The sequence below is a fragment of the Rhodococcus aetherivorans genome (genome assembly GCF_025722975.1).
In the GTDB taxonomy this organism is placed as follows: Bacteria; Actinomycetota; Actinomycetes; order Mycobacteriales; family Mycobacteriaceae; genus Rhodococcus; species Rhodococcus aetherivorans.
The window spans coordinates 2,451,357-2,473,050 of sequence record NZ_CP106982.1 but is presented as its reverse complement, the minus strand read 5'-3'; the positions used below and the strand labels follow the sequence as shown (position 1 = coordinate 2,473,050).

Genomic DNA, 21,694 nt, shown 5'->3' with positions numbered 1-21,694 from the left:
CCGCTCAGTCTGGCACGGGCGGAACGAGGGCACCTCACCCGAGGCGGAAGTTCGACTCGTCCGTCTTCGTCTCGAGCGCCGCGATCAGCGGCGCGTGCAGACCGCGCTTGATGCCCGCCAGGTTGGCGCCCCGGGTGCCGGTCAGGGCGGCGGCCCGCTCGACGGCGGCGGCCAGCACGGTGTCGCCGTCGACGGCGCGATCGACGATGCCCGCCGCGAGGGCGTCACCACCGCCGAACCGGCGGCCGGTCGTGGTCGCCTCGACCGCGGCCTGGATCGGCAGCCGCTCGCGCAGCAGTGCGGACATCCCCACGGTGAACGGCATGTTCAGCGACACCTCGGGCAGGCACCAGAAGCCGCGGTCGGCCCGCATCACGCGGAAGTCGTGGGTCAGCGCGAGCATCGCACCGGCACCGAACGCATGGCCCTGCACCGCCGCGACGGTGGCCGCGGGGAAGGTGAGGATCCGCCCGTACAACTCGTGGACGGAATCGAGGTAACCCGGCAGCCCGGGGAGGTTCCCGAAGATCCAGTCGGTGTCGAGGCCGTTGCTCCAGAACTTCCCGGTGGCCGCGGTGACGAGCGCCGCGGGGCCGTCGTGCGCGACGACCTCGTCGAGCAGCGCGTGGACGGCGGAGAGCCAGTCGGGGTGGAAGCGGTTCTCGGTGTCGCCGCCGGAGCGGTCGCCGAGGTGGAGGACGAAGACGTCGCCGTCGCGTTCGAGGTATGGCATGCGGAGAGGATAGCGCCAGAACCTACCGGTGAGTAACAACACGGTTGGCGCTAGGGTCGACCGACATGGGAGCACCCGACGCCATCGCCGACCCCCCTGCCGAGGCCGCCCGCGCCGCCGCGGCACTCGCCGAGCGCACCGGCGTGCCCGAGCACTCCGTCGCGGTGGTGCTCGGCTCCGGCTGGCGCGCCGCGGTGGAGCGCTTCGGCACGGCGGTCGCCGACGTTCCGATGAGCGAACTGCCGGGATTCGCCCCGCCCACCGCCGAAGGACATTCGGGCACCGTGCATTCGGTGCGGGTCGGCGAGACCCCGGTGCTGCTCCTCGCGGGCCGCACCCACGCCTACGAAGGGCACGACCTGAGCCGCGTCGTGCATCCGGTGCGCACCGCCGTCGCCGCCGGCGCGCGCACCGTCGTGCTCACCAACGCCGCCGGCGGCATCCGGCCCGATCACGCGGTCGGTCAGCCGGTCCTGATCTCGGACCACCTCAACCTCACCGGACGCTCGCCGCTCGTCGGCGCCCAGTTCGTCGACCTCGTCGACGCCTACTGCCCGAGGTTGCGCGCCCTCGCCCGCGAGATCGACCCCACCCTCGGCGAGGGCGTGTACGCCGGCCTGCCCGGCCCGCACTACGAGACCCCCGCCGAGATCCGCATGTTGCGCACACTCGGCGCGGACCTGGTGGGCATGTCCACCGTCCACGAGACCATCGCCGCGCGTGCCGCCGGCGCCCGGGTCCTCGGCATCTCCCTGGTCACCAACGCCGCGGCGGGGATCACCGGCGAGCACCTCGACCACCACGAGGTCCTTGCGGCGGGACGGGCCGCCGCCACCCGCATGGGCGACCTGCTGCGTGAGCTGGCGGGCCGGCTGTGACCCTGCGCTTCGGCACCGCCGGGCTGCGCGGCCCCGTCGGCGACGGCCCGGACTGCATGAACGAGGACGTGGTCGTCCGCACCACCGCGGGCCTGGCCCGCTGGCTCGACGCGCGCGGCTCCGGCGGCGGCACCGTGGTCGTCGGCCGCGACGCGCGCACCGGATCGGCCGAGTTCTTCGCCGCCGCCACAGAGGTTCTCGCGGCCGCCGGTTTCGACGTCGTGGCGTTGCCGCGCCCGCTCCCGACCCCGGTGACGGCGTACGCCGTGCGGACGCTCGACGCGGTCGCGGGTGTGCAGATCACCGCGTCGCACAACCCGGCCACGGACAACGGCTACAAGGTCTACACCCGCGGCGGCGCACAACTGGTCGAGCCGGACGACCGGGAGATCGAGGCGGCGATCGACGCCGTCGGCGACGCGTCGTCGGTGCCGCGCGTCACCGTCGCACCCGCGGGGGACGAACTGGTGGCACGGTATCTCGCGCGCGTCGCGTCGCTGCCGCGCTCCGCGGCGCGGGAACTCCGCGTCGCGCTGACGCCGCTGCACGGCGTCGGCGGGGAGACCGCGGTGGCAGCCCTGCGCGCGGCCGGCTTCGGCGACGTGCACGTCGTCGACGCACAGTTCGCGCCCGACCCGCGCTTTCCCACCGTCGAGTTCCCCAACCCGGAGGAGCCGGGGTCCGCCGACGCCCTGCTCGCGCTCGCTGCCGAGGTCGGCGCCGACATCGCCGTCGCCCTCGATCCCGATGCCGACCGGTGTGCCGTGGGCGTCCCCACGCCCGACGGCTGGCGGATGCTGCGTGGCGACGAGACCGGGGTGCTGCTGGGCGACCGGATTCTCGCGGGGGCCCCGCGCGGTGCACTGGTGGCGACGACGATCGTCTCCTCGTCCCTGCTCGGCAAGCTCGCCGCCGCGCGGGGCGCCCGCTACGCGCAGACCCTCACGGGCTTCAAGTGGCTCGCCCGCGCGGGCGACGGGCTGGTGTACGCGTACGAAGAGGCCCTCGGACACTGCGTCGACCCGGATGCGGTGCGCGACAAGGACGGCATCGCCACGGCGATCGTCGTCGCGGACTACGCCGCGGAGCTGAAGACCCGGCGGCGCACGCTCGTCGACGCTCTCGACGCTCTGTACCGCGAATTCGGGCTGCATCTCGGCGATCAGGTCTCGATCCGGGTGACCGACCTCGCGCGGATCGGGGCGATCATGAGCCGGCTGCGGTCCGCGCTGCCGGCCGAACTCGCCGGGGAGCCGGTCACGGCCACCGACCTCGCGACGGCGGCCGGCCCGCTGCGCACGGACGCGGTGGTACTCGAGGGGGCGTCGGTGCGGGTCGTGGTGCGGCCCTCGGGCACCGAGCCGAAGCTCAAGTGCTATCTCGAGGCGGTCGCCCCGGACGGTGACCGCGGCGGCGCGACGGCGCGCCTACGGGCGTTGCGCGCGTGGGCATCCGCGCTGAGCGACGGGTAACCACGCACGTCGGTGCCGGCGGTGCCCGCGTGTCGCGGTCACAGCCGGCACCGGAGCGACGACGATTCTCAAAGGCGGTGCGGCACCCCGTATGTGATGACGGTGTCGTTGTTCGAGGTGACAGCCCTGGCGTACGGGCGGATCGTGACCGGGCCGAGCGCTCCCGAGACCGAGCCGTGGACTCCCGCGAGCCGGACGGTCGCCGCCCTGCCGTCGAACTCCATGTCCTGGACGAATGCCACGTCGGTGATGCCGCCGGGCGCAAGATCGACCTCGATCTCCTGGGAGGGGATGATCGAACCGCCGATCGTCGCGCCGGTGCTCGCGTCGAGCCCGAGCGCGAACTCGGGGGCGAGCTCGACGCCGATGCCGAACTCGTTGCCAACCTCCCAGTCGAGGCTGGGGGTGTTGATGTGCACGATGGCACCGTTGAGGGCGACGGGATAGCCGATCTGGTATCCGATGGTCAGTTTGGTGTCCTGGAAGGAATCCGCGTCCGGCCCGGTGATGTTGACCGATACGACCTCGTCGTGGAAGAACTCGAAGCTGACGGGCGAGCTGTCGAGCGGCGGATAGGACTGGATCGACGTGTCGGCCTGGAGCACTTCGATGGCGTTGTTGTTGCCGAGGGGCAGCGTCCGGGCATTGTCGACAGCGGCTCCGGCACTGCCGGACCCCACCACCATGCCCAGCACTGCGGCCGCACCGAGTGCGGTGGCCCGGGCGCACTGTCGAAACCTGTTGCCGGAGAAGGTGTTGATCATCGAGCGGACCTCATTTTCGTGGACGGTCGAGGGCAGTGGACGAACCAACCGATCTCGGCGAGCGTAACCACAGAAGCCCCGTCCGGAAGGCGAGTTGATCATCTTCGCCGAAACGAGACGGAATCGGCCGGACACACCGCCGCTCCGGACCGGACCCCCTCACGTCCGGCACCGCAACCGGAATCTCTTCCTGTCCTGCGGTTTCGCGGGTTCCGGGCCGGATGCCGGCGAGGCGCGCAATGCCGCGGAGCCGACCCGCACCAGATCCCAAAAGAAACTCTATTGTAATCCTGTCACACAACAGACAAAGAGGACATACAAGACTATCTCGGCGCCGATGCGGATCGCTGGTGCGGCGCAAGCGGATCCGCGAGCCGCCTCAGCGAGGTCCGAACTGGCGGTCGCCGGCGTCCCCGAGTCCCGGGACGATGTACCTGTCCTCGTTGAGTCCCTCGTCGATCGTCGCGGTCACCAACCGGACCGGATGACCGGAGTCGGCGAGCGCCGCCACCCCCTCCGGGGCCGCGACCACGCACACCGCGGTGACGTCGGTTGCTCCGCGCGTGACCAGCAGCTCGATCGTGTGGACCATGGAGCCGCCGGTGGCGAGCATCGGGTCGAGCACGTAGACCGGCAGGCCGGACAGGTCGTCCGGGAGCGACTCGAGGTACGGCACCGGCTCGAACGTCTTCTCGTCCCGGGCCAACCCCACGAAGCCCACGCGCGCCTGCGGGATCAGCGCGTGCGCCTGCTCCACCATGCCGAGCCCCGCGCGCAGCACCGGCACCAGCAGCGGGGGCTGCTGCAGGCGCACACCGGTCGTGCTCGCGACGGGCGTGCGCACCTCGAACTGCTCCACCGGGGCGTCCCGGATCGCCTCGTAGATCAGCATCTGGGTAAGCCGGCGCAGCGCGTACCGGAAGGCGGCGTTGTCGCTGCGCTCGTCACGCAGGGTCGTGAGGAGAGCGGCGGCGAGCGGATGGTCGACGACGAGCGAATCCATGCCGGAAGGATAGAACGCGGCCACCGTGTGCCTGCCGCCGAGTGGGGCCGCGGACCACCCGCCCTCGGGCGGCGATCGACGGTCCGTGCCTGCCGGGTTCTCCGTCGCGGTTCTCCGTCTCGGCGCGAAGCCCACCGCAGGTGTGCCATCGTGACAGTCGGGCGTGCGGGGAGACGGGACGGGTGCGCATGTGGGAATTCGTCGACGAGCGGAAGGCGCAGATCGCCTTCAGCGCCTACCAGCACGTGAGCCTGGTCGTGCAGGCCGTCCTCCTCGCCACGATCGTCGCCGTCGTGATCGCGGTGATCGTCACGCGCGTCCCGCGGCTCGAACCGGTGGCGAACGCGCTCAGTGCCATCGGTCTGACGATCCCGTCGTTCGCCCTGCTCGGCATCCTGATCCCGCTCGTCGGAATCGGCGTCACCCCGGCGTTCATCGCCGTGGCGTTCTACGCGGCGCTGCCCGTGCTGCGCAATGCGGTCGTCGGCCTGCAGGGCGTCGACCGGGCGCTCGTCGAGTCGGCGCGAGGCCTCGGCATGGGCGAGGTCGGCACCCTCACCCGCGTACGGCTCCCCCTGGCCTGGCCGGTCATCCTCGCCGGGGTGCGGGTCTCCACCCAGATGTCCATGGGGGTCGCCGCCATCGCCGCCTACGTCCTCGGCCCCGGCCTGGGCTCGTTCATCTTCACGGGCCTGTCCCAGATCGGTGGCGCCAACGCCCTGAATTCCGCGCTCGTGGGCACGGTGGGCGTGGTCGTGCTCGCCCTCGCTCTCGACGCACTGCTCCTCGCGATCGGCAAGGTCACCGTCTCGAAGGGAATCCGAGCCCGATGAACACGCCAGCACATTCCGCCGGGGGCATCAGCGGCACCGACATCGACCTGGTCGACGTGGTGAAGACCTTCCCCGGTCAGGCCCGGCCCGCCGTCGACGGACTGAGCCTGCACATCCCGGCGGGCGAGATCGTGATGTTCGTCGGTCCGTCCGGTTGCGGCAAGACCACGTCGCTGAAGATGATCAACCGGCTCGTCGAACCCACCTCCGGCACCATCCTGATCGGGGGTGAGGACGTCCGTTCCGCGGACGTCGACGACCTGCGCCGGCGGATCGGGTACGTGATCCAGGGCGGCAGCCTCTTCCCGCACATGACGGTCGCCCAGAACATCTCGATCGTGCCCCGGCTGCTGGGCTGGGACAAGCGACGGACCGCGGACCGGGTCGTGGAGCTGCTCGAACTGGTCAACCTGGATCCCGGCAAGTACTGCGACCGGTACCCGCGGGAGCTCTCCGGCGGCCAGCAGCAGCGGGTCGGCGTCGCGCGGGGCCTGGCCGCCGACCCGCCCGTGGTGCTGATGGACGAGCCGTTCGGGGCGGTCGATCCGATCACCCGGCACCGGCTGCAGGACGAGCTGCTGCGCATCCACGAGGAACTGCGCAAGACGATCGTGTGCGTCACCCACGACATCGACGAGGCCGTGAAGCTGGGCAACCGCATCCTGATCATGGAGGAGGGCGCGCACGTCGCCCAGTACGACACCCCCGAGGTGATCCTCTCGGCACCGGCGAACCGGTTCGTCGAGAAGTTCGTCGGCGCCGGGTCCACCCTCAAGCAGCTGTCCCTCAGCCGGGTCGACGACCTCGACCTCGTCGACGGCACCACCGCCACCGTGGGAAGCCCCGCCGCCGAAGCTGTCTCCCGCGCCGCGGCGAACGACGACGACACCGTCGTGGTCCTCGACCAGCGACGGCGGCCGGTGGCGTGGCTGTGGGTGCACGAGCTCGAGGGCGCCGAGTCCGTCCCGGCCGGCGAACCGCAAGGCGTGATCACGCTCGATCGGCACGCCACGTTGAACGATGCGCTCGACGCGATGCTCACCTCGGCGCACGGGGCCGCGATCGTGACCGGCCGGCACGACGAATTCCTCGGATTGGTGAACTTCGAGTCCGTCACCAACCGGATCCGCCCCACCGGTCCACGCTCGGCGGGGCCCGGCGCCGACGACACCGGGAGCCGCATATGAGCCTCGACGCCGAGCCGGCCGCGCCGTCGCGCGCCGCGGGAACCGAGACACGCTCGCGCGACGCCGGCGCGGGGCGTGAGAACACGGGGCTGCTCGTCGTCATCCCCGTCCTGGTGGCGGTGGTGTTCGCCGCGTGGGCACTGTGGCGGGGCAACGCCGACCTCGACTCGATCGAGGCCCGGCAACTCGACTGGACCACGATCACGACCCTGCTCTGGCAACACGTCGGGCTCACCGTGGTCTCGGCGATCCTCGTCGTGGCGGTGGCCGTCCCGCTCGGCATCGCCCTGACCCGGCCGAGGTCACGCGCACTCGCACCCGTGGCGGTGGGGATCGCCAACGCGGGCCAGGCGGCCCCGGCCATCGGCCTGATCGTGTTGCTCGCGATCTGGCTCGGCTTCGGATTCGGAACGGCGGTCGTCGCCCTGACCCTGTACGCCGTCCTTCCGGTGCTGCGGAACACGATCACCGGGATCGAGGGCATCGACCCCACGCTCGTCGAGGCCGGCCGCGGAATCGGCATGTCCGGCGCCGGGGTGCTGCTGCGCGTCGAACTGCCGCTCGCCGTACCGGTGATCATGACCGGCGTGCGCACCGCCCTCGTCCTGCTCGTGGGCACCGCCACCTTGGCCACGTTCATCAACGCCGGCGGCCTCGGTTCCCTCATCGTCACCGGCATCACCCTCTTCCGGTATCCGGTGCTCGTCAGCGGGGCCCTGCTCGTGGCGCTGCTCGCCCTGCTCATCGACTGGGCGGGCCGGGTCCTCGAACTCACGGTGCAACCGAAGGGGCTGCGCCGGTGACCCGGATCCTGCTGCCCCGCATCGTCGGATCCCTGCTCGTCGCGGCGACCCTGACCGCCTGCGGACTCGGAACCGCCGGCGGCTTCGTCCCCACCGGCGAGCTCGCCGGTCCCCTGCAGTCCGTCCAACGGCTCGACGGGGCGAGCGTCGCGGTCGGGTCGAAGAACTTCTCGGAAGGAGTCCTGCTCGGGAAGATGGCGGTGATCCTCCTGCGCTCGGCCGGTGCGGACGTCACGGATCTGACCAACATCCCCGGCAGCGCCAGTTCCCGCCAGGCGCAGCTCGAGGGACAGGTCGACCTCCAGTGGGAGTACACCGGAACGGCCTGGATCGCCTACCTCGGACACGAGGAGGCCATCCCGGACGAGCAGGCCCAGTACCAGGCCGTGCGCGACGAGGACCTGCGCGAGAACGATCTGGCGTGGCTGCCGCCCGCCCCCATGAACAACACCTACGGCTTCGCGGCCACCAGCCGCAACGCCCAGCGCCTCGGCGTGGACTCCCTCTCCGACATCGCGAACATCCCGGTCGCCGAACGCACCTTCTGCGTGGAATCCGAGTTCGCCAACCGCAACGACGGCCTGCAGCCGATGCTCGAGACGTACGGGATCCCCCTCGGCTCCGGGGTCCCGCGGGAGAACATCAAGACCCTGGACACCGGGGCGATCTACGAGGCGACGGCCCGGGGCGAATGCAACTTCGGGGAGGTGTTCACCACGGACGGACGGATCGAGGCGCTCGATCTCGCGGTGCTCGAGGACGACCGCACGTTCTTCCCCATCTACAACGTGGCCGTCGTCGTCCGCGAGGAGACCCTCACCGAGAATCCGCAGATCGCCGACCTGTTCGCACCCGTCACCCGGGAGCTGACCGACGAGACCCTCATCGAGCTGAACGGGCAGATCGACGTCGACGGCCGGGAGCCGGCCGAGGTGGCCTACGACTGGCTCGTGGAGAAGGGCTTCATCGAGTAGGACGGGGTGTGCGTGATGGCCGAACGCGCCGAGGCCGCGCCGCGCCTCACCGGCCGGATCCTCCTGACCGTTCTCGGTCCCGCGATCGCCTACGCGATCGCGGCCGTCGACCCGCTGATGCTGACCCTCAATCTGTCCACCGTGGGCCGCGGTCTCGACGTTCCCGCCGACCGGATCGGGATGCTCGCCGCCGCCTCCACCCTCATGGTGGCCGCATCCGTCCTCGCGGTCGGGACTCTCGGCGACCGGTTCGGGCTCGCGCGCATGCTCGTGTGGGCCCTCGTCGCCAACATCGCCGTCGGGTTGCTGTCGTCGCTGGCGCCGAACTATCCGGTGCTGCTGCTGATGCGCTTCCTGGACGGCCTGGCGCTGACCGCGCTGCTGGGACTGTCGCTGGCGCTCGTCACCGCCTCCGTTCCGGCCGAACTGCGGTCGACGGCTCTCGGCGTCCTCATGGCCGTCGACACGGTCCTGTACGGCATCACTCCGGCGGTCGGCGGGTGGGTCGTGGAGACGTTCGGCTGGCGATCGCTGTTCCTCGTCACCCCGCCGCTTGCGCTGATCGCGCTGACACTGATCGTCCGGTTCGTCGACGAACCACCGCGCCGGGCCGCGGGCGGAGTCGACGTCCTCGGTGTGAGTCTGTTCGGGGTGGCGCTGCTCGGCCTGGTGGCGGGGATCGGAGCGGTGCCCGACGGGCTCACCGAACCGCGCGCCTGGGTGCCCCTGAGCGTCAGCGTCGCCGCCGCCGCGACGTTCGTGTGGCACGAACGCAGGACGCCGGAGCCGGCCCTGAACCTGTCGCTGTTCGGGCGCCGCGCCTTCGTCCTCGCGGTGCTCGCGGTCCTGACCGTGAACCTGCTCGCGGCCGGTCTGGGAACAGTGCTCGGCCAGCTCGGCGACTACGTGCTGGGCATGTCCTCGCAGGCCGTCGGACTGCTGTACCTTCCCGGCACGCTCGTGATCGCCGCGGCGAGCGTGCTGGCCGGCCGGATGATCGCCGCGCACACCGCGCGCCCGGTGCTGGTGACCGGACTGTTGGTCATCGTGCTGAGCGGCCTCGTGACGGCGGCGACGGTCGCCCCGACGATGACGGTCGCGGCGCTCGTCGTGGCGACGTGGACCAGCAATCTGGGCGGATTCGTGGCCGGAACCGCGACCGCCGACACGATCCTCTCGCAGGCCGAGACCGGCAACACCGGGTCGATCGCCGCCGTCCAGCCGGCGTTCGGAATGATGGGCTACGCCCTCGGCCCGACCGTCTACATCCTGCTGCTCGACGCGTTCTACCGGCGAGAAGTGCTCGAGGACGCCGAAACTCGCGGCATCTCGGTCCAGGAGGCGGAGCAGGCCGAGCACGCCGTCACGATGACGATGTCCCACAGCGGCGGCCCCACCGGGTACGACCCCAACCTGGTGCAGCTCGCCCACGGGCTGACCCTCGGCGTCGACTTCACCGAGGGCGTCGCGACCACCATGCTGATCGTCTCGGCGCTGCCGCTCGTCGTCGCGGTGCTGGTCTTCTTCCTCATGCCGCGACGACCCGACGGCGCCGGCGCGCGCACGCCGTGACGGCCGATCCGCCACTGCCGTGCGCGGATTCGTGCGCCCGGTTCCGGGGCCGGTGCTCCTCGCGGCCGGCCCCGACGGTTGCGGTGTCCCTCCGGAACGGGTTCAGTGCACCAGCTTCAGCCCGATCACGCCCCCGACGATCATGCCCAGGAACACGACTTTCGACGCCGACACCGCCTCCTCGCCCGTGGCCATCGCGAACGCCACGGTGAGCACCGCACCGATCCCCACCCACACCGCGTAGGACGTCCCCACCGGCAGCCGGCGCATGGCATACGCCAGTCCCGCCATGCTCGCGACCAACGCCGCGACGAACACCACCGACGGGCCGAGCCGGCTGAGTCCCCGGGACCGATCCAACGCGGTGGCCCACACCGCCTCCAGCACCCCGGACACCACCAGAACCAACCACGACATCACAGCCTCCGACGGGCCGTCTTGTCGCACACCGGGTACGGCGCCCCTCGTCCGGGAGCCCGGTGAGGCAGGCTCGCGTCCACGGTCCCACACCCCGTGACGGGGAACAAGTTCGCCCTCTGCGTGGCGGGACAGCGGGACGCGCTCGCCCGTGGCGTCCGTACCGCGGGGCCGCAGGGAACCGGGCCGCCGCCCGCTGCGTCCAAGCGGTGGAAGGACGATCCGTTTCCACGGAGGGGAGCAGGCCGAATGGACGCAGGCACCGGCAACGGCAACCACGAGGTGGTACGCGCCCGGCCCGGGACGATCGCGGCGTTCGGGCACACCGCCGCGGCCCTGGGCGAGCGGCTGCACGACGCCGCCGCCGACGCACGCGCGGCCGATCCGGCACCGCTCGGGACGGTGTTCGGCCCGGTCGGCGCCGAGTTCCTCGCCGCGTTCGCGGCCACCCACCGCGGCCACGGAGCGGAACTGACCCGTCTCGGTGACACCTTCGACGCCATGGGCGCCATCGCGGGTGCCACCGCGGCCGCCTACGAACGCGTCGTCGCCGCCCAGGCGGCACGGCTGAACGCCGCCGGGGCCCCGCGGTGACCGCGGCGCCGGGGGCGGATCTGCTCACCGCTCCCCTGGCCGAGCTGTTGTCGGCGTTCGGCGCCGGAGCGGTCGGCACCGACCCGGCCGCCGTGCTGCGGTCGTGCGCCGAACTGGTCGACGGCGTGCACTCGGTGGGCCGGGCTGCGCTGGGCGAACTCGCGTGGGACTGGGCGGGGGCCGCGGCGGAGACGGCCGTGCGCAGCGGCGAGCGGGCGCTCGCCGACCTCGTCGCCGCCGCCGACCGCGGGACGGCCATCGCCGACGTCGCGGCGGACGCGACCACGACCGTCCTGACCGGTGCAGCCGAAATCGCCCGGCTGATCGAATCGTTCACGACGCTGGCCGAGCGCTCCGCTCCCCTGGCGGCGCTACCGCAGGGGCAGATGATGTTGCTGGTCGCGGCGATCGAGCACATCGCGGCCGGGCTCGACGTGCTTACCCGGGTCACCTCGTCGCTCGCCGAGCAGACGACCAGGATGGCGGAGCTGATGCCCTCGGAGCCCGCACCGGCAGCACCGACGGCCGGCGATCCGGCCGCCTCACCGGCCGGCGAGCTGCGGGCCTTCGGCGGCAACGGCACCGAGGTGCGGCTGCCCGACGGCAGCGTTGCCGTGGCACCCAATCGGGCGGCGGCCGAGGCGGTGCGTCACGCGCTCTCCCAGCAGGGCACGCCCTACGTGTGGGGTGGCACCGCACCGGGGCAGGGCCTCGACTGCAGCGGCCTGACCCAGTGGGCGTACGGGCAGGCCGGGGTGCAGATTCCGCGCCTTGCGCAGGAGCAGGACGTCGGCACCCCCGTCGAGGCGAGCGCGGTGCAGCCCGGCGACCTCGCGGTGTGGGACGGGCACGTCGCGATGATCGTCGGAAACGGCCTCATGGTCGAGGCCGGCGACCCGGTGCAGCTGTCGCCGATCCGGACCACGAACAGCGGGATGGGGTTCCAGGGCTTCTTCCGTCCCACCGGCCCCACCGGCTAGGCCGGGAACCGAGGGGCGCGGCGTCGCGTCCAACCGGGTATGGACACCGCGGAGACGACCATCACGACGGCGACCGCCCGGAACCGGTCCGGCACCGTCTCGGTGCGCACCACCGAACAGGGCCTGCCCGTCGACCTGCACATCGATCAGAGCGAACTACGTTACGGGGCAGCACAACTGGCCGAACAGATCGTGTCGCTGTGCCGTCGCGCGACACTCGAGGCCGCCGCGCTGCACCGAGAGGAGCTGGCGGGCAGGGGAATGCCGGAGGGACTGCTGAACCGGCTGGGACTGCCCACCCACGACGACGTGCAGCGCGCACGCCGCGACGACGCGCGGACGGCCGGCTCTCCGTCGGCGACCGGGTGGTGAGCGCGATGTCGGCGAGCGATCAGCGGATCACGGAGATCGTGGACGGTGTGCGCACGCGGCTCGGGGCCCTGCAGGATTGCGTGGCCGCACTCGGCGTGGTGTCGGGCGCCGCGACGAGCCCGGACGGCCTCGTGCGGGCCGAGGTGGACGGCAACGGCGCCCTGACCCGGCTGTGGCTCGACGAGGCGCTGAGCGGGCTCCACGCGCGCGACGTGGCGGCATCGATCCTGGCCACGACGCACGAGGCGGCACGGGCCGCCGCCGCCGAACGAGCTCGTCTGCTCGGGGAACTTCGCGGTGCACTCGGGTGACGGTCGTCTCATCGGCGCCCAGCTATGTCTTCGGCCGGGACATGGCTAGGCTTGGCGACCATGGCTGGAGACATCGTCCCGATCGAGCTCGGTCTCACCGACGGCGACGTCGTGACCCTCTGGGCGCCGCGGTGGCGCGAGGGCGACGACGAATGGGAGGCGTTCCTCGGCCACGGTGACGATCTGTACGCGTTCGGTGCGGTGGCCGAGCTCGTCGCGTTCGTCCGCTCCGGCGCCGACAACGACCTCGTCGAGCATCCGGCCTGGCCGGTGGTCGCGAAACTCTCCGCGGAGGAGTTCGAGCCGGACGAGAGCCATTCGTACGACCTGATCGGCGTGCCGGAACTGGTGGCGGACGACGCGGACCCGGAGTCCGTCGCCGAATTGCAGAACACGTTCGACATCGTCTCCGTCCTCGGCGACGTGTGCGAGCTCGAGTCGGTGACGAAGTTCTTCGAACGGGCGGAGATCGAGGCGCTGCTGAGCCACGGTGTCGCGGCGTTCGAGGGCCGCGAGGGCGGGGAGCTGTGGAACCGGGTCGGCTCCGCCGTCGCCGAGGACTGGGACGGGGTGATCGACGCGCTCGACGCCGTCGTGACGTCCCCCGAGGTCGACGCCGGGCTCGTCGCCGAGGCCGAGGCGGAACTCGTCGCGGCCGAGGAGAACATCGTCGAGGCCGAGGACGCCGCCGAGGAGGCGGAGGACGAGGAATACGAGTTCGTCGACGGGGACGAGAACGAGGACACGAGCTTCTGGACGGCGGTCGGAATCGACCCGGTCAAGATCATCGCCTCCGACGGCACGTGGTTCACCCTGCGCTGCTACCTCGACGACGACGCGCTGTTCCTCGGCCGCGACGGGACGATCCTCGTGTTCCCCACGGAGCGGGCGCTGGCGCGCTACCTGGCCGACCACCACGACCACGATCTGGCGGCGCTCAGCACCTACGACGACATCCGGCACGCGGCGACGGACGGTTCCCTCGAGGTCGAGGTGACGGACGAGAACGTGTACGTGCTGCCCGGGATCGCGGACGACATCGAGCACGGTACGGAGGCGGTGGACGCCGATCAGCTGGATCTGGCGGTCGAACTGTTCACCGACGCCGCGAACTACGCCGAGGACGACAGCACCGACGCCGCGCTGGCCGGGTCGACGGAGCTGGGCTGGTTCGTCAACTACGTGCTCGAGCCGGATCCGACGCGGCTCGCGCCCAGCGCGCCGTTCACCGCGGAGGCCGAGGCGTGGCGGGCTCTCGAGCGGGAGTTCGAGACCCGGCTGCACAAGCACTGATCGTCCGGCGGAGCACCCGCCCGACCACCGGCGGGGCGAACAGCGTCCCGGGCGGATCCACCATCGCCGCGACGCGGAAGAATGCGCGGACCACCTCGGGATCCTGCGCGGCGGCGGCGTGGACGAGCGGCAGGTAGCGGTTGGCCAGGCGCACTTTCGCGCTGCGCCGGCCCTCGACCTGCGGCCAGGCGAGGTCGCCGCCGGTGGCCATGTCCCAGGGCACGTCGACGACCTTCGCCATATCCCGGAACCATCGATGCGGGTCCGGCTCCCGGCCGCCCTTCAGGTGTTCGGCGAGCAGCCCGGCTTCGAACGCCGCGACGCTCATTCCCTGCGCGTAGATCGGGTTGAAACTGCATGCGGCGTCGCCGGTCACCAGCAGTCCCTCCGGCAGCCGCCGGCACCGTTCGTAGCGCTGCCGCCGACTCGCCGGAAAGTGGTACGACCGGGGCGCGTCGAGCGGCTCGGCGTCCCGGATCGCGTCGTACACGTCCGGGCGGGGCAGGGACCGCAGGAAGTCCACCCAGCCGTCCGGCGAGGACGGGGGCCGGTGCCCGAGCATGCCCACCGCCGTCACGAGGCAGCGACCGTTCTCGATCGTCTGGATGGCGGCACCGCGCGGGTACGGCGGCGACGGCGCGAGCAGAATCCCCAGGTCGCCACCCATGAGTGCCGGATCGGAGGCGTAGGTGCGCGTGACGTACGTGAGGTCGACGCGCACCTCCTCCCGCTCGGGCGGGTGGTATCCGAGCCGCTCGAGCCACGCCGGGGTTCGCGAACCACGGCCGGTGGCGTCGACGACGAGATCGGCGTCGAGAACCTCCTCGACGCTGCCGTCCGCCCGGCGGAGCACGCGCACGCCGGTGACCTTTCGGCCGTCCCGGCTCACGGTCAATCCCAGCGCGTCGCAGCGATCGACGATCCGCACTCCGGGACGTGCGGCGACGCGGGACCGCACCCGATGTTCGAGATTCGGCCGGCTCGCGCTCACCGCCGTCAGGTCGCTCTCCGCCTGCCGGAGGCGGTGGCCACCGAGATACCAGCGCACGTCGCCGCACTGGTCCACCATCGGTGCACCGTCGCCGGCGAGATCGGCGGTGAGCCCGGGCAGCAGTTCCTCCATCGCGCGCATCCCGCCGGCCACCAGCACATGGATGTGCCGACCCTGCGGTACGCAGCGCCGTGCCGCGGCACCGTCCGGCAGTCTGTCGTGATCGATCACCACCACGTCCGAGTACGCATCCGACAACACCCGCGCGGCGAGCAGACCGGCCGTTCCCGCGCCGAGGACCACGGCGCGATCACCGATACGTGTCACCATTTCCGGCACCTCCTCGTTCGAGTGCGAGAAGCATGCGTCCGGAATCTGCTCGGTCACCAGTCCGTTCGGTGCTCGGTTGTGCTCACTGCCGGCGGCCGTACACCTCCTGGTCCCACAGCCACGACACGATCCGCTCCACCCCGGTGGCCAGGTGCCTCCGATAGGTGCTGAACGGCAGTCCGAGCGCTGCCGCGGCCGACTCCTGGGTCGCCGCCGGCCGCAGATACGTACGGTCCACGGCCCGCAGCAGTTTGTCGTCGCGGGGATGGTCGGCGAGGGTGGCGACCGCGTCGCGCAGCACCTGCTCGAGCAGCGCGACGTCGGGTTCACCGGCGCCGGCCCGGTCGTGGAGCACCCGGGTGCGCAGCAGGGGATTGCGGGCGAGCAGAGCGTGCTGCCGCAGGTCGTGCAGGCCCTGCTTGACCGACTGCGCGAACTCGGGTTGGGAGAGTACGAGCAGCACGGGTGCGCTGGGCACCGGCGGCGACGGACCGCGGGCCAGCGCCCGTTCCGTCACCCGTTCGAGCCAGGCGCCGACCGGGACGCGCCGGAAATCGTGGGCGAACAGGCCGAATCGGCGGGGACCGACGACGAAGTCGCCGCCGTCGACCCGTGGGAGGTCGGCGACGGCGAAGTAGTCGTCCCACCGGTCCGGCTCGGCCAGGACGAGCACGTCGTAGGCGAGGCCCCGGGTGGTGAGGTATCGCTGCATCGTGAGGATCGGGACCGCGTTGAGCGTCGGCGAGGGATCCTGGTACGTCTCCCGGTCCACGACGAATCGGGTCTGGGTGACGACGTCGCCCTCGCGCACCGGCGTGCCTCGCCGCGCGGCCCGCCATGCCGCCGCGGCCCCGGGGTCGCGGTCCCGGTCCTCTTCGGAGGCGCGGGTGAGGTCCAGCAGCCCGATCACTCCGCGGACGGTTCCGTCCGGGCAGCGCAGAACGAAGAAGCCGTCCGGTTGCCGGTCGAGCCACCGCTGCGCGAGCCGGGCGGACTCGGCTCCCTCCGCGGTCCGGATCAGCTCGACGACCGCCGCGTGCTCGGCGGCGGTGGCGGGTTCCGGATAGTACCGGCCCCAGCTCTCCCACTGCACCGGCGAGAGCACGCCGGCGAGGTGACGGAACACGAACTTCAGGTCGAAGATCGCCTGTTGTTGCCGTCGGCCGGTCGCCGAGTCGAGGGTTCGGTGGATGTGCCGCCACACCCGGCGGAAGACGTCGGCATAGCTGTCGGCGTCCCGCCACCACAGGTCGGCGTCGATGACGTCCCGAGCCAGGTCGTGGGGATGGAGGCCGTCGGCCCCGGTCTCGACGAACGAGAGGCCCCGAAGCCACCGGAATGCGTCGTGGGCGCAGTCGTCGCCGGTGCCCAGCGCGTCCCGCAGGAGCGATTCGGTGGTCACGCGTGCGAGTGCGCACACTTCCAGGGCCCGGCGATGCACGGTGCCCGGTTCCTCGTCGACGAACCGGCGCAGCAGCGTCCCCACGAGGTCGGGACTCAGCGGATCCGCGTCGGCACGTCCGCCGCGGAGCACCGCGTCGGCGAGCAACGACAGCGCCAGCGGATGGCCGTGTGCCACGCGGCAGAGGCGGTCGTGCAGGTCGTCCCGGACCCCGACGGCGCGCAGGTAGTCGACGCTCTCCCGGGGTGCGAGATTGCGCATCGACACCACCCGCAGCAGATCGCCCCATGCGAGGTCCGAGCGCCACTGCGGCGACGGCGGACTCCGCCCCGCGATCACGGTCACCGCGCTGTCCGGCAACCGCGGCAACAGATCCCGGCGGATCCAGCCGTCGATCGGTGCGAGTGCCTCGTACGTGTCGATCACCATCACCAGCCGTTGCCCGGAGGCGGTGGCGATTCGATCCGCGTCCAGGTCGAGATGCTCCGCCAACGAGGCGAGCACGGCGGCCGGGGCGGGAACGAGGTCCCGCCCGTCGAGACGCACGAGGACCGAACCGGCCCCGACGGCGAGATCGGCCACCTCGTCGAGCAGGCTCGTCTTACCGATCCCTCCGGGCCCGTACAGGTACAGCACCGAGAACGGGGGCCGGGGCGAGTCGAGGGCGGCACGTACGAGTTCGAGCTCGGCCGAACGACCGACGAACCGACGCCACCGGCGCGCGGCGAGCACGTCGCCGAGAGTTGCCGAGGGCGGGACGCGATCGCCCATACCTCGACCCTACGAGGTGAGGTTCGCCGAGGGTACTGTCCGACGAGGGGACTGTCAGCCGATCAGGACGGCGTAGCCGGGCTTGATCACGTCGTCGATGAGCTCGAGCCGCTGGTCGAACGGCAGGAACGCGGACTTCATCGCGTTGATCGTGAACCGCTCCAGGTCGGACCATCCGTACCCGAACGTCTCGACCAGCCGCATCATCTCCTTGCTCATCGTCGTGTCGCTCATCAGGCGGTTGTCGGTGTTGACGGTGACCCGGAACCGCAGGCGCGCCAGCAGGCCGAACGGATGCTGCTCGAGGGTGTCGACGGCGCCGGTCTGCACGTTCGAACTCGGGCACAGCTCGAGCGGGATCCGCTTGTCGCGGACGTAGTTCGCCAGCAGGCCGAGGGTGGCGGCGCCGTCCGCGGCGACGGTGATGTCGTCGACGATGCGCACGCCGTGGCCGAGGCGGTCGGTGCCGCAGAACGCGATGGCCTCGTGGATGGACGGCAGCCCGAAGGCCTCCCCCGCGTGGATCGTGAAGTGCGCGTTGGCGGCGCGCATGTACTCGAAGGCGTCGAGATGCCGGCTCGGTGGGTAGCCGGCCTCGGCACCGGCGATGTCGAACCCGACGACGCCGCGGTCGCGGAACCGCACCGCGAGTTCGGCGATCTCCCGGGACCGGGCCGCGTGCCGCATCGCGGTGAGCAGCAGCCGCACCCGGATCGGCTGGGCGCCGGAGGCCTCCACCGCGGACTCCCCCGACCGGAACCCCTCGAGCACGTGCTCGACCACGGAGTCCAGGTCCAGCCCCCGCTCGAGATGCTGCTCGGGAGCGAAGCGGACCTCGGCGTAGACGACGCCGTCGGCGGCGAGGTCGAGCACGCATTCGCGGGCTACCCGCTCGAGGCCGTCCGGGGTCTGCATGACGGCCACGGTGTGCGCGAACGTCTCGAGGTACCGCTCGAGCGAGCCGCTGTCGGCCGAGTCCCGGAACCAGCGCGCCAGCTCGGGTTCCGTGCCGGCCGGCAGCCGGTAGCCGCAGGCATCGGCCAGCTCGAGTACGGTTCCCGGCCGCAGACCGCCGTCGAGGTGGTCGTGCAGAAGCACTTTCGGCGCGGTCCGCAGCGCGGATTCGGTCAGTGTCGTCGTCGCCGGCTCCGTCATGCCCCGACGGTAGTCGGCTAGGCGGTGATCCGCTCGACGACGAGCGGCCGTGTCGCCGGCGTGGAGTCGGAGATGTGCACGCCCTCACCGAGCGTCGCCATCGCGGCGGGGAACTTCGCCGGGGTGTCGGTGTGCAGGGTGGCGATCGCGTCCCCGGCGCGGACCCGGTCCCCCGGCTTGACGTGCAGCTCGATCCCCGCCGCGGCCTGCACGGGTTCGCCCTGCCGTTCGCGGCCGGCGCCGAGCCGCCACGCGGCCACACCCACCGCCATCGCGTCGAGTTCGGCGAGCACGCCGTCGCCGGGTGCGCGCAGCACCTCGGTGTGCCGGGCGACCGGCAGGGGCGCGTCGGGGTCGCCGCCCTGCGCGGCGATCATCGCGCGCCACCGGTCCATGGCGGTGCCGTCGCGCAACTTGTCCGCGGGGTCGACGTCGTCCCGGCCGACGGCGGCGAGCATCTCGCGGGCGAGGGCGAGGGTCAGCTCGACCACGTCGGGCGGGCCGTCGCCGGCGAGCACCTCGACGGCCTCCCGCACCTCGAGGGCGTTGCCCGCGGTCCGGCCGAGCGGGACGTCCATCCGGGTGAGGAGCGCGACGGTGTGCAGCCCTTCGTCCTCGCCCAGCTCGACCATGGTGCGGGCGAGTTCCCGGGCGTCGCCGAGGTCCTTCATGAAGGCCCCGGAACCGACCTTGACGTCGAGGACGAGGGCGCCGGTGCCCTCGGCGATCTTCTTGCTCATGATCGAGCTGGCGATCAGGGGGATGGACTCGACGGTGCCGGTGACGTCGCGCAGGGCGTAGAGCCGGCGGTCGGCCGGGGCGAGGTCGGCGCCGGCCGCGCAGACGACGGCGCCGACCGCCGGGTCGGCGAGGATTTCGGCGATCTCGGCGATGCTCAGCTCGGCGCGCCAGCCCGGGATCGATTCGAGCTTGTCGAGGGTGCCGCCGGTGTGGCCGAGTCCGCGGCCGGAGAGCTGCGGCACGGCGACGCCGCAGGCGGCGACGAGCGGGGCCAGCGGAAGGGTGATCTTGTCGCCCACACCGCCGGTGGAGTGTTTGTCGACGGTGGGCAGGCCCAGGCCGGTGAAGTCCAGCCGCCGGCCCGAGTCGATCATGGCGGTGGTCCAGCGGGCCGTCTCGGCGCGCGTCATGCCCCGGAAGTAGACGGCCATCGCGAGGGCGGCCATCTGCTCGTCGACGACGACACCACGCGTGAACGCCTCGATGATCCAGTCGATCTCGGCTCCGCTGAGCTCCTTGCCGTCCCGTTTGCGGGTGATGATGGACAGGGCGTCAGGCACGGTCGGCACCTCCCGCCTCGCGCACCGCGTCCAGGTCACCGGGGCCGAACGCGTCGGGCAGCAGCTCGGAGATGGGGCGCGGACCGCGGCGCGTGTCGACCTCGAGCTCGGGGCCGCCGTGTTCGAGGAGGATCTGCCGGCAGCGTCCGCACGGGCTCAGGACGGCCCCGCGGGCATCGCAGACGGCGACGGCCCGCAACCGCCCGCCACCACCGGAAATCAAGTTACCGACCAGTACACATTCGGCGCACAGACCCACTCCGTGTGAGACATTTTCCACATTGCATCCGACGACGATCCGTCCGTCGTCCACCAGCGCCGCGGCCCCCACGGGGAATCGGGAGTAGGGCGCGTACGCGCGGCCCATCACCTCATGTGCTTTGGCGCGCAAGGTTTTCCAGTCTACGTCCGGCATGGTTGTCCATCCTGTCACGGTGGCCGATTCCACGGTTCACCGGCCCGGCCGGGCCAGATCACAGTTGGAAAGGCAAACCTAACTTGTTATTTGGAGGCCGTACGAACCGCTACTCGAATTAGTTCCCGACTTTCGGATAGGACTAAAGTCGGTCCAAGTCGGTTCAGGTTCACGTCGAGCCCGTGCTGCGGAATCCCCCAGAGGCTGGAGAGGCTCGACGCGTCCACCATTGACGTTGGAGGCACAGCACTCGATGAGCAGCACGACTGAAGCCGCTCCCGCACCGGGGCGCACACGGTCGCTTTACCGGGGAGACCCGGGCATGTGGTCCTGGGTTCTGCACCGGATCACAGGCGTGGCGACATTCTTCTTCCTTTTCGTTCACGTCCTGGACACGGCACTCGTCCGGGTCAATCCCGAGACCTACGACAGTGTCATCGAGACCTACAAGAATCCCGTCGTCGGTCTCATGGAGCTCGGGTTGGTGGCGATGGTGCTCTACCACGCCCTCAACGGCCTGCGCGTGATGCTCGTGGACTTCTGGTCCAAGGGCCCGCAGTACCAGCGGGTGATGCTCTGGACGATCCTGGCGATCTGGTTCGTGGTGATGATCCCCGCCGCCGGTCGCATCTTCTACAACATGTTTGCGGGGCACTGACATGAGCGCAGCGACGAAGAATTGGGCACTGACATGACTGAAGCGAAGACTCTGGGCACGGCGTACGACCGCCCGGCCAGCCTGGACAACCCGCGCTCCCCGCGCCGCGCCGCGAAGAACAACTTCGAGCTCTACGCGTGGCTGTTCATGCGCCTGTCCGGCCTTGCACTGATCATCCTGGTGCTCGGCCACCTGTTCATCATGCTGATGCTGGACGAGGGCGTGCACCGCATCAACTTCGCGTTCGTCGCCGGCCGCTGGTCCAGCCCGTTCTGGCAGTTCTGGGACCTGACGATGCTCTGGCTCGCCCAGCTGCACGGCGGCAACGGCCTGCGCACGGTCATCGCGGACTACTCCCGCAAGGACTCGACCCGATTCTGGCTCAACACGATCCTGGTCGTGTCGATGATCCTGATCATGGGCCTGGGCACCTATGTGATCTTCACCTTCGACCCCAACATCGTTGCGAGCTAGGGGAGCTACGA

At 71.3% G+C, this 21,694-nt stretch carries 23 protein-coding genes and 1 riboswitch; of the genes, 14 read left to right on the top strand and 9 right to left on the bottom strand.

What is annotated here, in order from left to right:
- Positions 1-34 precede the first annotated feature (34 nt).
- Positions 35-733 (bottom strand): enoyl-CoA hydratase/isomerase family protein, encoded by a 699-nt coding sequence (locus OCS65_RS11185; RefSeq protein ID WP_006939639.1) that lies wholly within the window; start codon positions 731-733, stop codon positions 35-37.
- A gap of 65 nt (positions 734-798) precedes the next feature.
- On the opposite strand from OCS65_RS11185, the gene OCS65_RS11180 reads away from it, so the two are divergent.
- Both OCS65_RS11180 and OCS65_RS11175 read left to right on the top strand, forming a co-directional pair.
- Positions 799-1,611 (top strand): purine-nucleoside phosphorylase, encoded by an 813-nt coding sequence (locus OCS65_RS11180; RefSeq protein ID WP_006939640.1) that lies wholly within the window; start codon positions 799-801, stop codon positions 1,609-1,611.
- A complete protein-coding gene (locus tag OCS65_RS11175) occupies positions 1,608-3,083 on the top strand; it encodes a phospho-sugar mutase (RefSeq protein ID WP_006939645.1) in 1,476 nt (491 codons plus the stop codon). The genes OCS65_RS11180 and OCS65_RS11175 overlap by 4 nt, the downstream gene beginning before the upstream one ends.
- 68 nt (positions 3,084-3,151) lie before the next feature.
- On the opposite strand, the gene OCS65_RS11170 is transcribed toward OCS65_RS11175, so the two are convergent.
- Positions 3,152-3,847, bottom strand: coding sequence for an MspA family porin (locus OCS65_RS11170; protein WP_006939646.1), 696 nt, complete (start codon positions 3,845-3,847; stop codon positions 3,152-3,154).
- A 379-nt stretch (positions 3,848-4,226) separates the two neighbouring features.
- Complete coding sequence (gene upp, locus OCS65_RS11165) at positions 4,227-4,850, bottom strand: uracil phosphoribosyltransferase (RefSeq protein WP_050035488.1); 624 nt, start codon at positions 4,848-4,850, stop codon at positions 4,227-4,229.
- A 188-nt stretch (positions 4,851-5,038) separates the two neighbouring features.
- Here upp and OCS65_RS11160 point away from each other — a divergent pair, with 188 nt between their 5' ends.
- The 5 genes from OCS65_RS11160 to OCS65_RS11140 are packed head-to-tail and all read left to right on the top strand — an operon-like array spanning position 5,039 to position 10,219.
- Positions 5,039-5,683, top strand: coding sequence for an ABC transporter permease (locus OCS65_RS11160; protein ID WP_029544703.1), 645 nt, complete (start codon positions 5,039-5,041; stop codon positions 5,681-5,683).
- Positions 5,680-6,870, top strand: a complete 1,191-nt coding sequence (locus OCS65_RS11155) for an ABC transporter ATP-binding protein (protein ID WP_029544705.1) — start codon at positions 5,680-5,682, stop codon at positions 6,868-6,870. Before OCS65_RS11160 ends, OCS65_RS11155 begins: the two co-directional genes overlap by 4 nt.
- Entirely contained in the window at positions 6,867-7,673 is an 807-nt protein-coding gene (locus OCS65_RS11150) for an ABC transporter permease (RefSeq protein ID WP_231772671.1), read from the top strand. Before OCS65_RS11155 ends, OCS65_RS11150 begins: the two co-directional genes overlap by 4 nt.
- On the top strand, positions 7,670-8,647 hold the full coding sequence (locus OCS65_RS11145) for a glycine betaine ABC transporter substrate-binding protein (protein WP_006939655.1): 978 nt from the start codon (positions 7,670-7,672) through the stop codon (positions 8,645-8,647). The genes OCS65_RS11150 and OCS65_RS11145 overlap by 4 nt, the downstream gene beginning before the upstream one ends.
- A gap of 15 nt (positions 8,648-8,662) precedes the next feature.
- Positions 8,663-10,219: an MFS transporter gene (locus OCS65_RS11140; RefSeq protein ID WP_044476116.1), complete on the top strand. Its 1,557-nt coding sequence runs from the start codon at positions 8,663-8,665 to the stop codon at positions 10,217-10,219.
- A 102-nt stretch (positions 10,220-10,321) separates the two neighbouring features.
- On the opposite strand, the gene OCS65_RS11135 is transcribed toward OCS65_RS11140, so the two are convergent.
- Positions 10,322-10,636 carry a DMT family transporter gene (locus OCS65_RS11135; protein WP_006939659.1) on the bottom strand — a complete coding sequence of 105 codons (315 nt, stop codon included), beginning with the start codon at positions 10,634-10,636 and terminating at the stop codon, positions 10,322-10,324.
- A 10-nt stretch (positions 10,637-10,646) separates the two neighbouring features.
- Positions 10,647-10,714, bottom strand: a riboswitch (guanidine-III (ykkC-III) riboswitch).
- Positions 10,715-10,885: 171 nt separating this feature from the next.
- On the opposite strand from OCS65_RS11135, the gene OCS65_RS11130 reads away from it, so the two are divergent.
- From OCS65_RS11130 to OCS65_RS11110, 5 genes are read left to right on the top strand one after another with little or no spacing between them, the layout of a single operon-like run.
- Complete coding sequence (locus OCS65_RS11130; RefSeq protein ID WP_065922371.1) at positions 10,886-11,230, top strand: hypothetical protein; 345 nt, start codon at positions 10,886-10,888, stop codon at positions 11,228-11,230.
- Entirely contained in the window at positions 11,227-12,210 is a 984-nt protein-coding gene (locus OCS65_RS11125; RefSeq protein WP_006939668.1) for a C40 family peptidase, read from the top strand. Before OCS65_RS11130 ends, OCS65_RS11125 begins: the two co-directional genes overlap by 4 nt.
- A gap of 39 nt (positions 12,211-12,249) precedes the next feature.
- Positions 12,250-12,582 (top strand): hypothetical protein, encoded by a 333-nt coding sequence (locus OCS65_RS11120; RefSeq protein ID WP_050035492.1) that lies wholly within the window; start codon positions 12,250-12,252, stop codon positions 12,580-12,582.
- Positions 12,583-12,587: 5 nt separating this feature from the next.
- Positions 12,588-12,893, top strand: coding sequence for a YbaB/EbfC family nucleoid-associated protein (locus tag OCS65_RS11115; protein ID WP_006939673.1), 306 nt, complete (start codon positions 12,588-12,590; stop codon positions 12,891-12,893).
- Between the two features lie 60 nt (positions 12,894-12,953).
- Complete coding sequence (locus OCS65_RS11110; protein WP_006939675.1) at positions 12,954-14,186, top strand: hypothetical protein; 1,233 nt, start codon at positions 12,954-12,956, stop codon at positions 14,184-14,186.
- Here OCS65_RS11110 and OCS65_RS11105 read toward each other — a convergent pair.
- From OCS65_RS11105 to OCS65_RS11085, 5 genes are all read right to left on the bottom strand, one after another.
- On the bottom strand, positions 14,119-15,507 hold the full coding sequence (locus tag OCS65_RS11105) for an NAD(P)/FAD-dependent oxidoreductase (protein WP_198163405.1): 1,389 nt from the start codon (positions 15,505-15,507) through the stop codon (positions 14,119-14,121). The genes OCS65_RS11110 and OCS65_RS11105 overlap by 68 nt on opposite strands.
- 82 nt (positions 15,508-15,589) lie before the next feature.
- Positions 15,590-17,680: an AAA family ATPase gene (locus OCS65_RS11100; protein WP_065922369.1), complete on the bottom strand. Its 2,091-nt coding sequence runs from the start codon at positions 17,678-17,680 to the stop codon at positions 15,590-15,592.
- 54 nt (positions 17,681-17,734) lie between these two features.
- Complete coding sequence (locus OCS65_RS11095; RefSeq protein WP_065922368.1) at positions 17,735-18,835, bottom strand: adenosine deaminase; 1,101 nt, start codon at positions 18,833-18,835, stop codon at positions 17,735-17,737.
- Positions 18,836-18,852: 17 nt separating this feature from the next.
- Positions 18,853-20,136 (bottom strand): thymidine phosphorylase, encoded by a 1,284-nt coding sequence (locus OCS65_RS11090; RefSeq protein WP_065923429.1) that lies wholly within the window; start codon positions 20,134-20,136, stop codon positions 18,853-18,855.
- Complete coding sequence (locus OCS65_RS11085; RefSeq protein WP_044476117.1) at positions 20,129-20,551, bottom strand: cytidine deaminase; 423 nt, start codon at positions 20,549-20,551, stop codon at positions 20,129-20,131. Before OCS65_RS11085 ends, OCS65_RS11090 begins: the two co-directional genes overlap by 8 nt.
- A 253-nt stretch (positions 20,552-20,804) precedes the next feature.
- On the opposite strand from OCS65_RS11085, the gene sdhC reads away from it, so the two are divergent.
- Both sdhC and OCS65_RS11075 read left to right on the top strand, forming a co-directional pair.
- On the top strand, positions 20,805-21,209 hold the full coding sequence (gene sdhC, locus OCS65_RS11080) for a succinate dehydrogenase, cytochrome b556 subunit (protein ID WP_072635622.1): 405 nt from the start codon (positions 20,805-20,807) through the stop codon (positions 21,207-21,209).
- Between the two features lie 33 nt (positions 21,210-21,242).
- Positions 21,243-21,683, top strand: coding sequence for a succinate dehydrogenase hydrophobic membrane anchor subunit (locus OCS65_RS11075; RefSeq protein ID WP_029544728.1), 441 nt, complete (start codon positions 21,243-21,245; stop codon positions 21,681-21,683).
- The last annotated feature ends 11 nt before the right edge of the window (positions 21,684-21,694 follow it).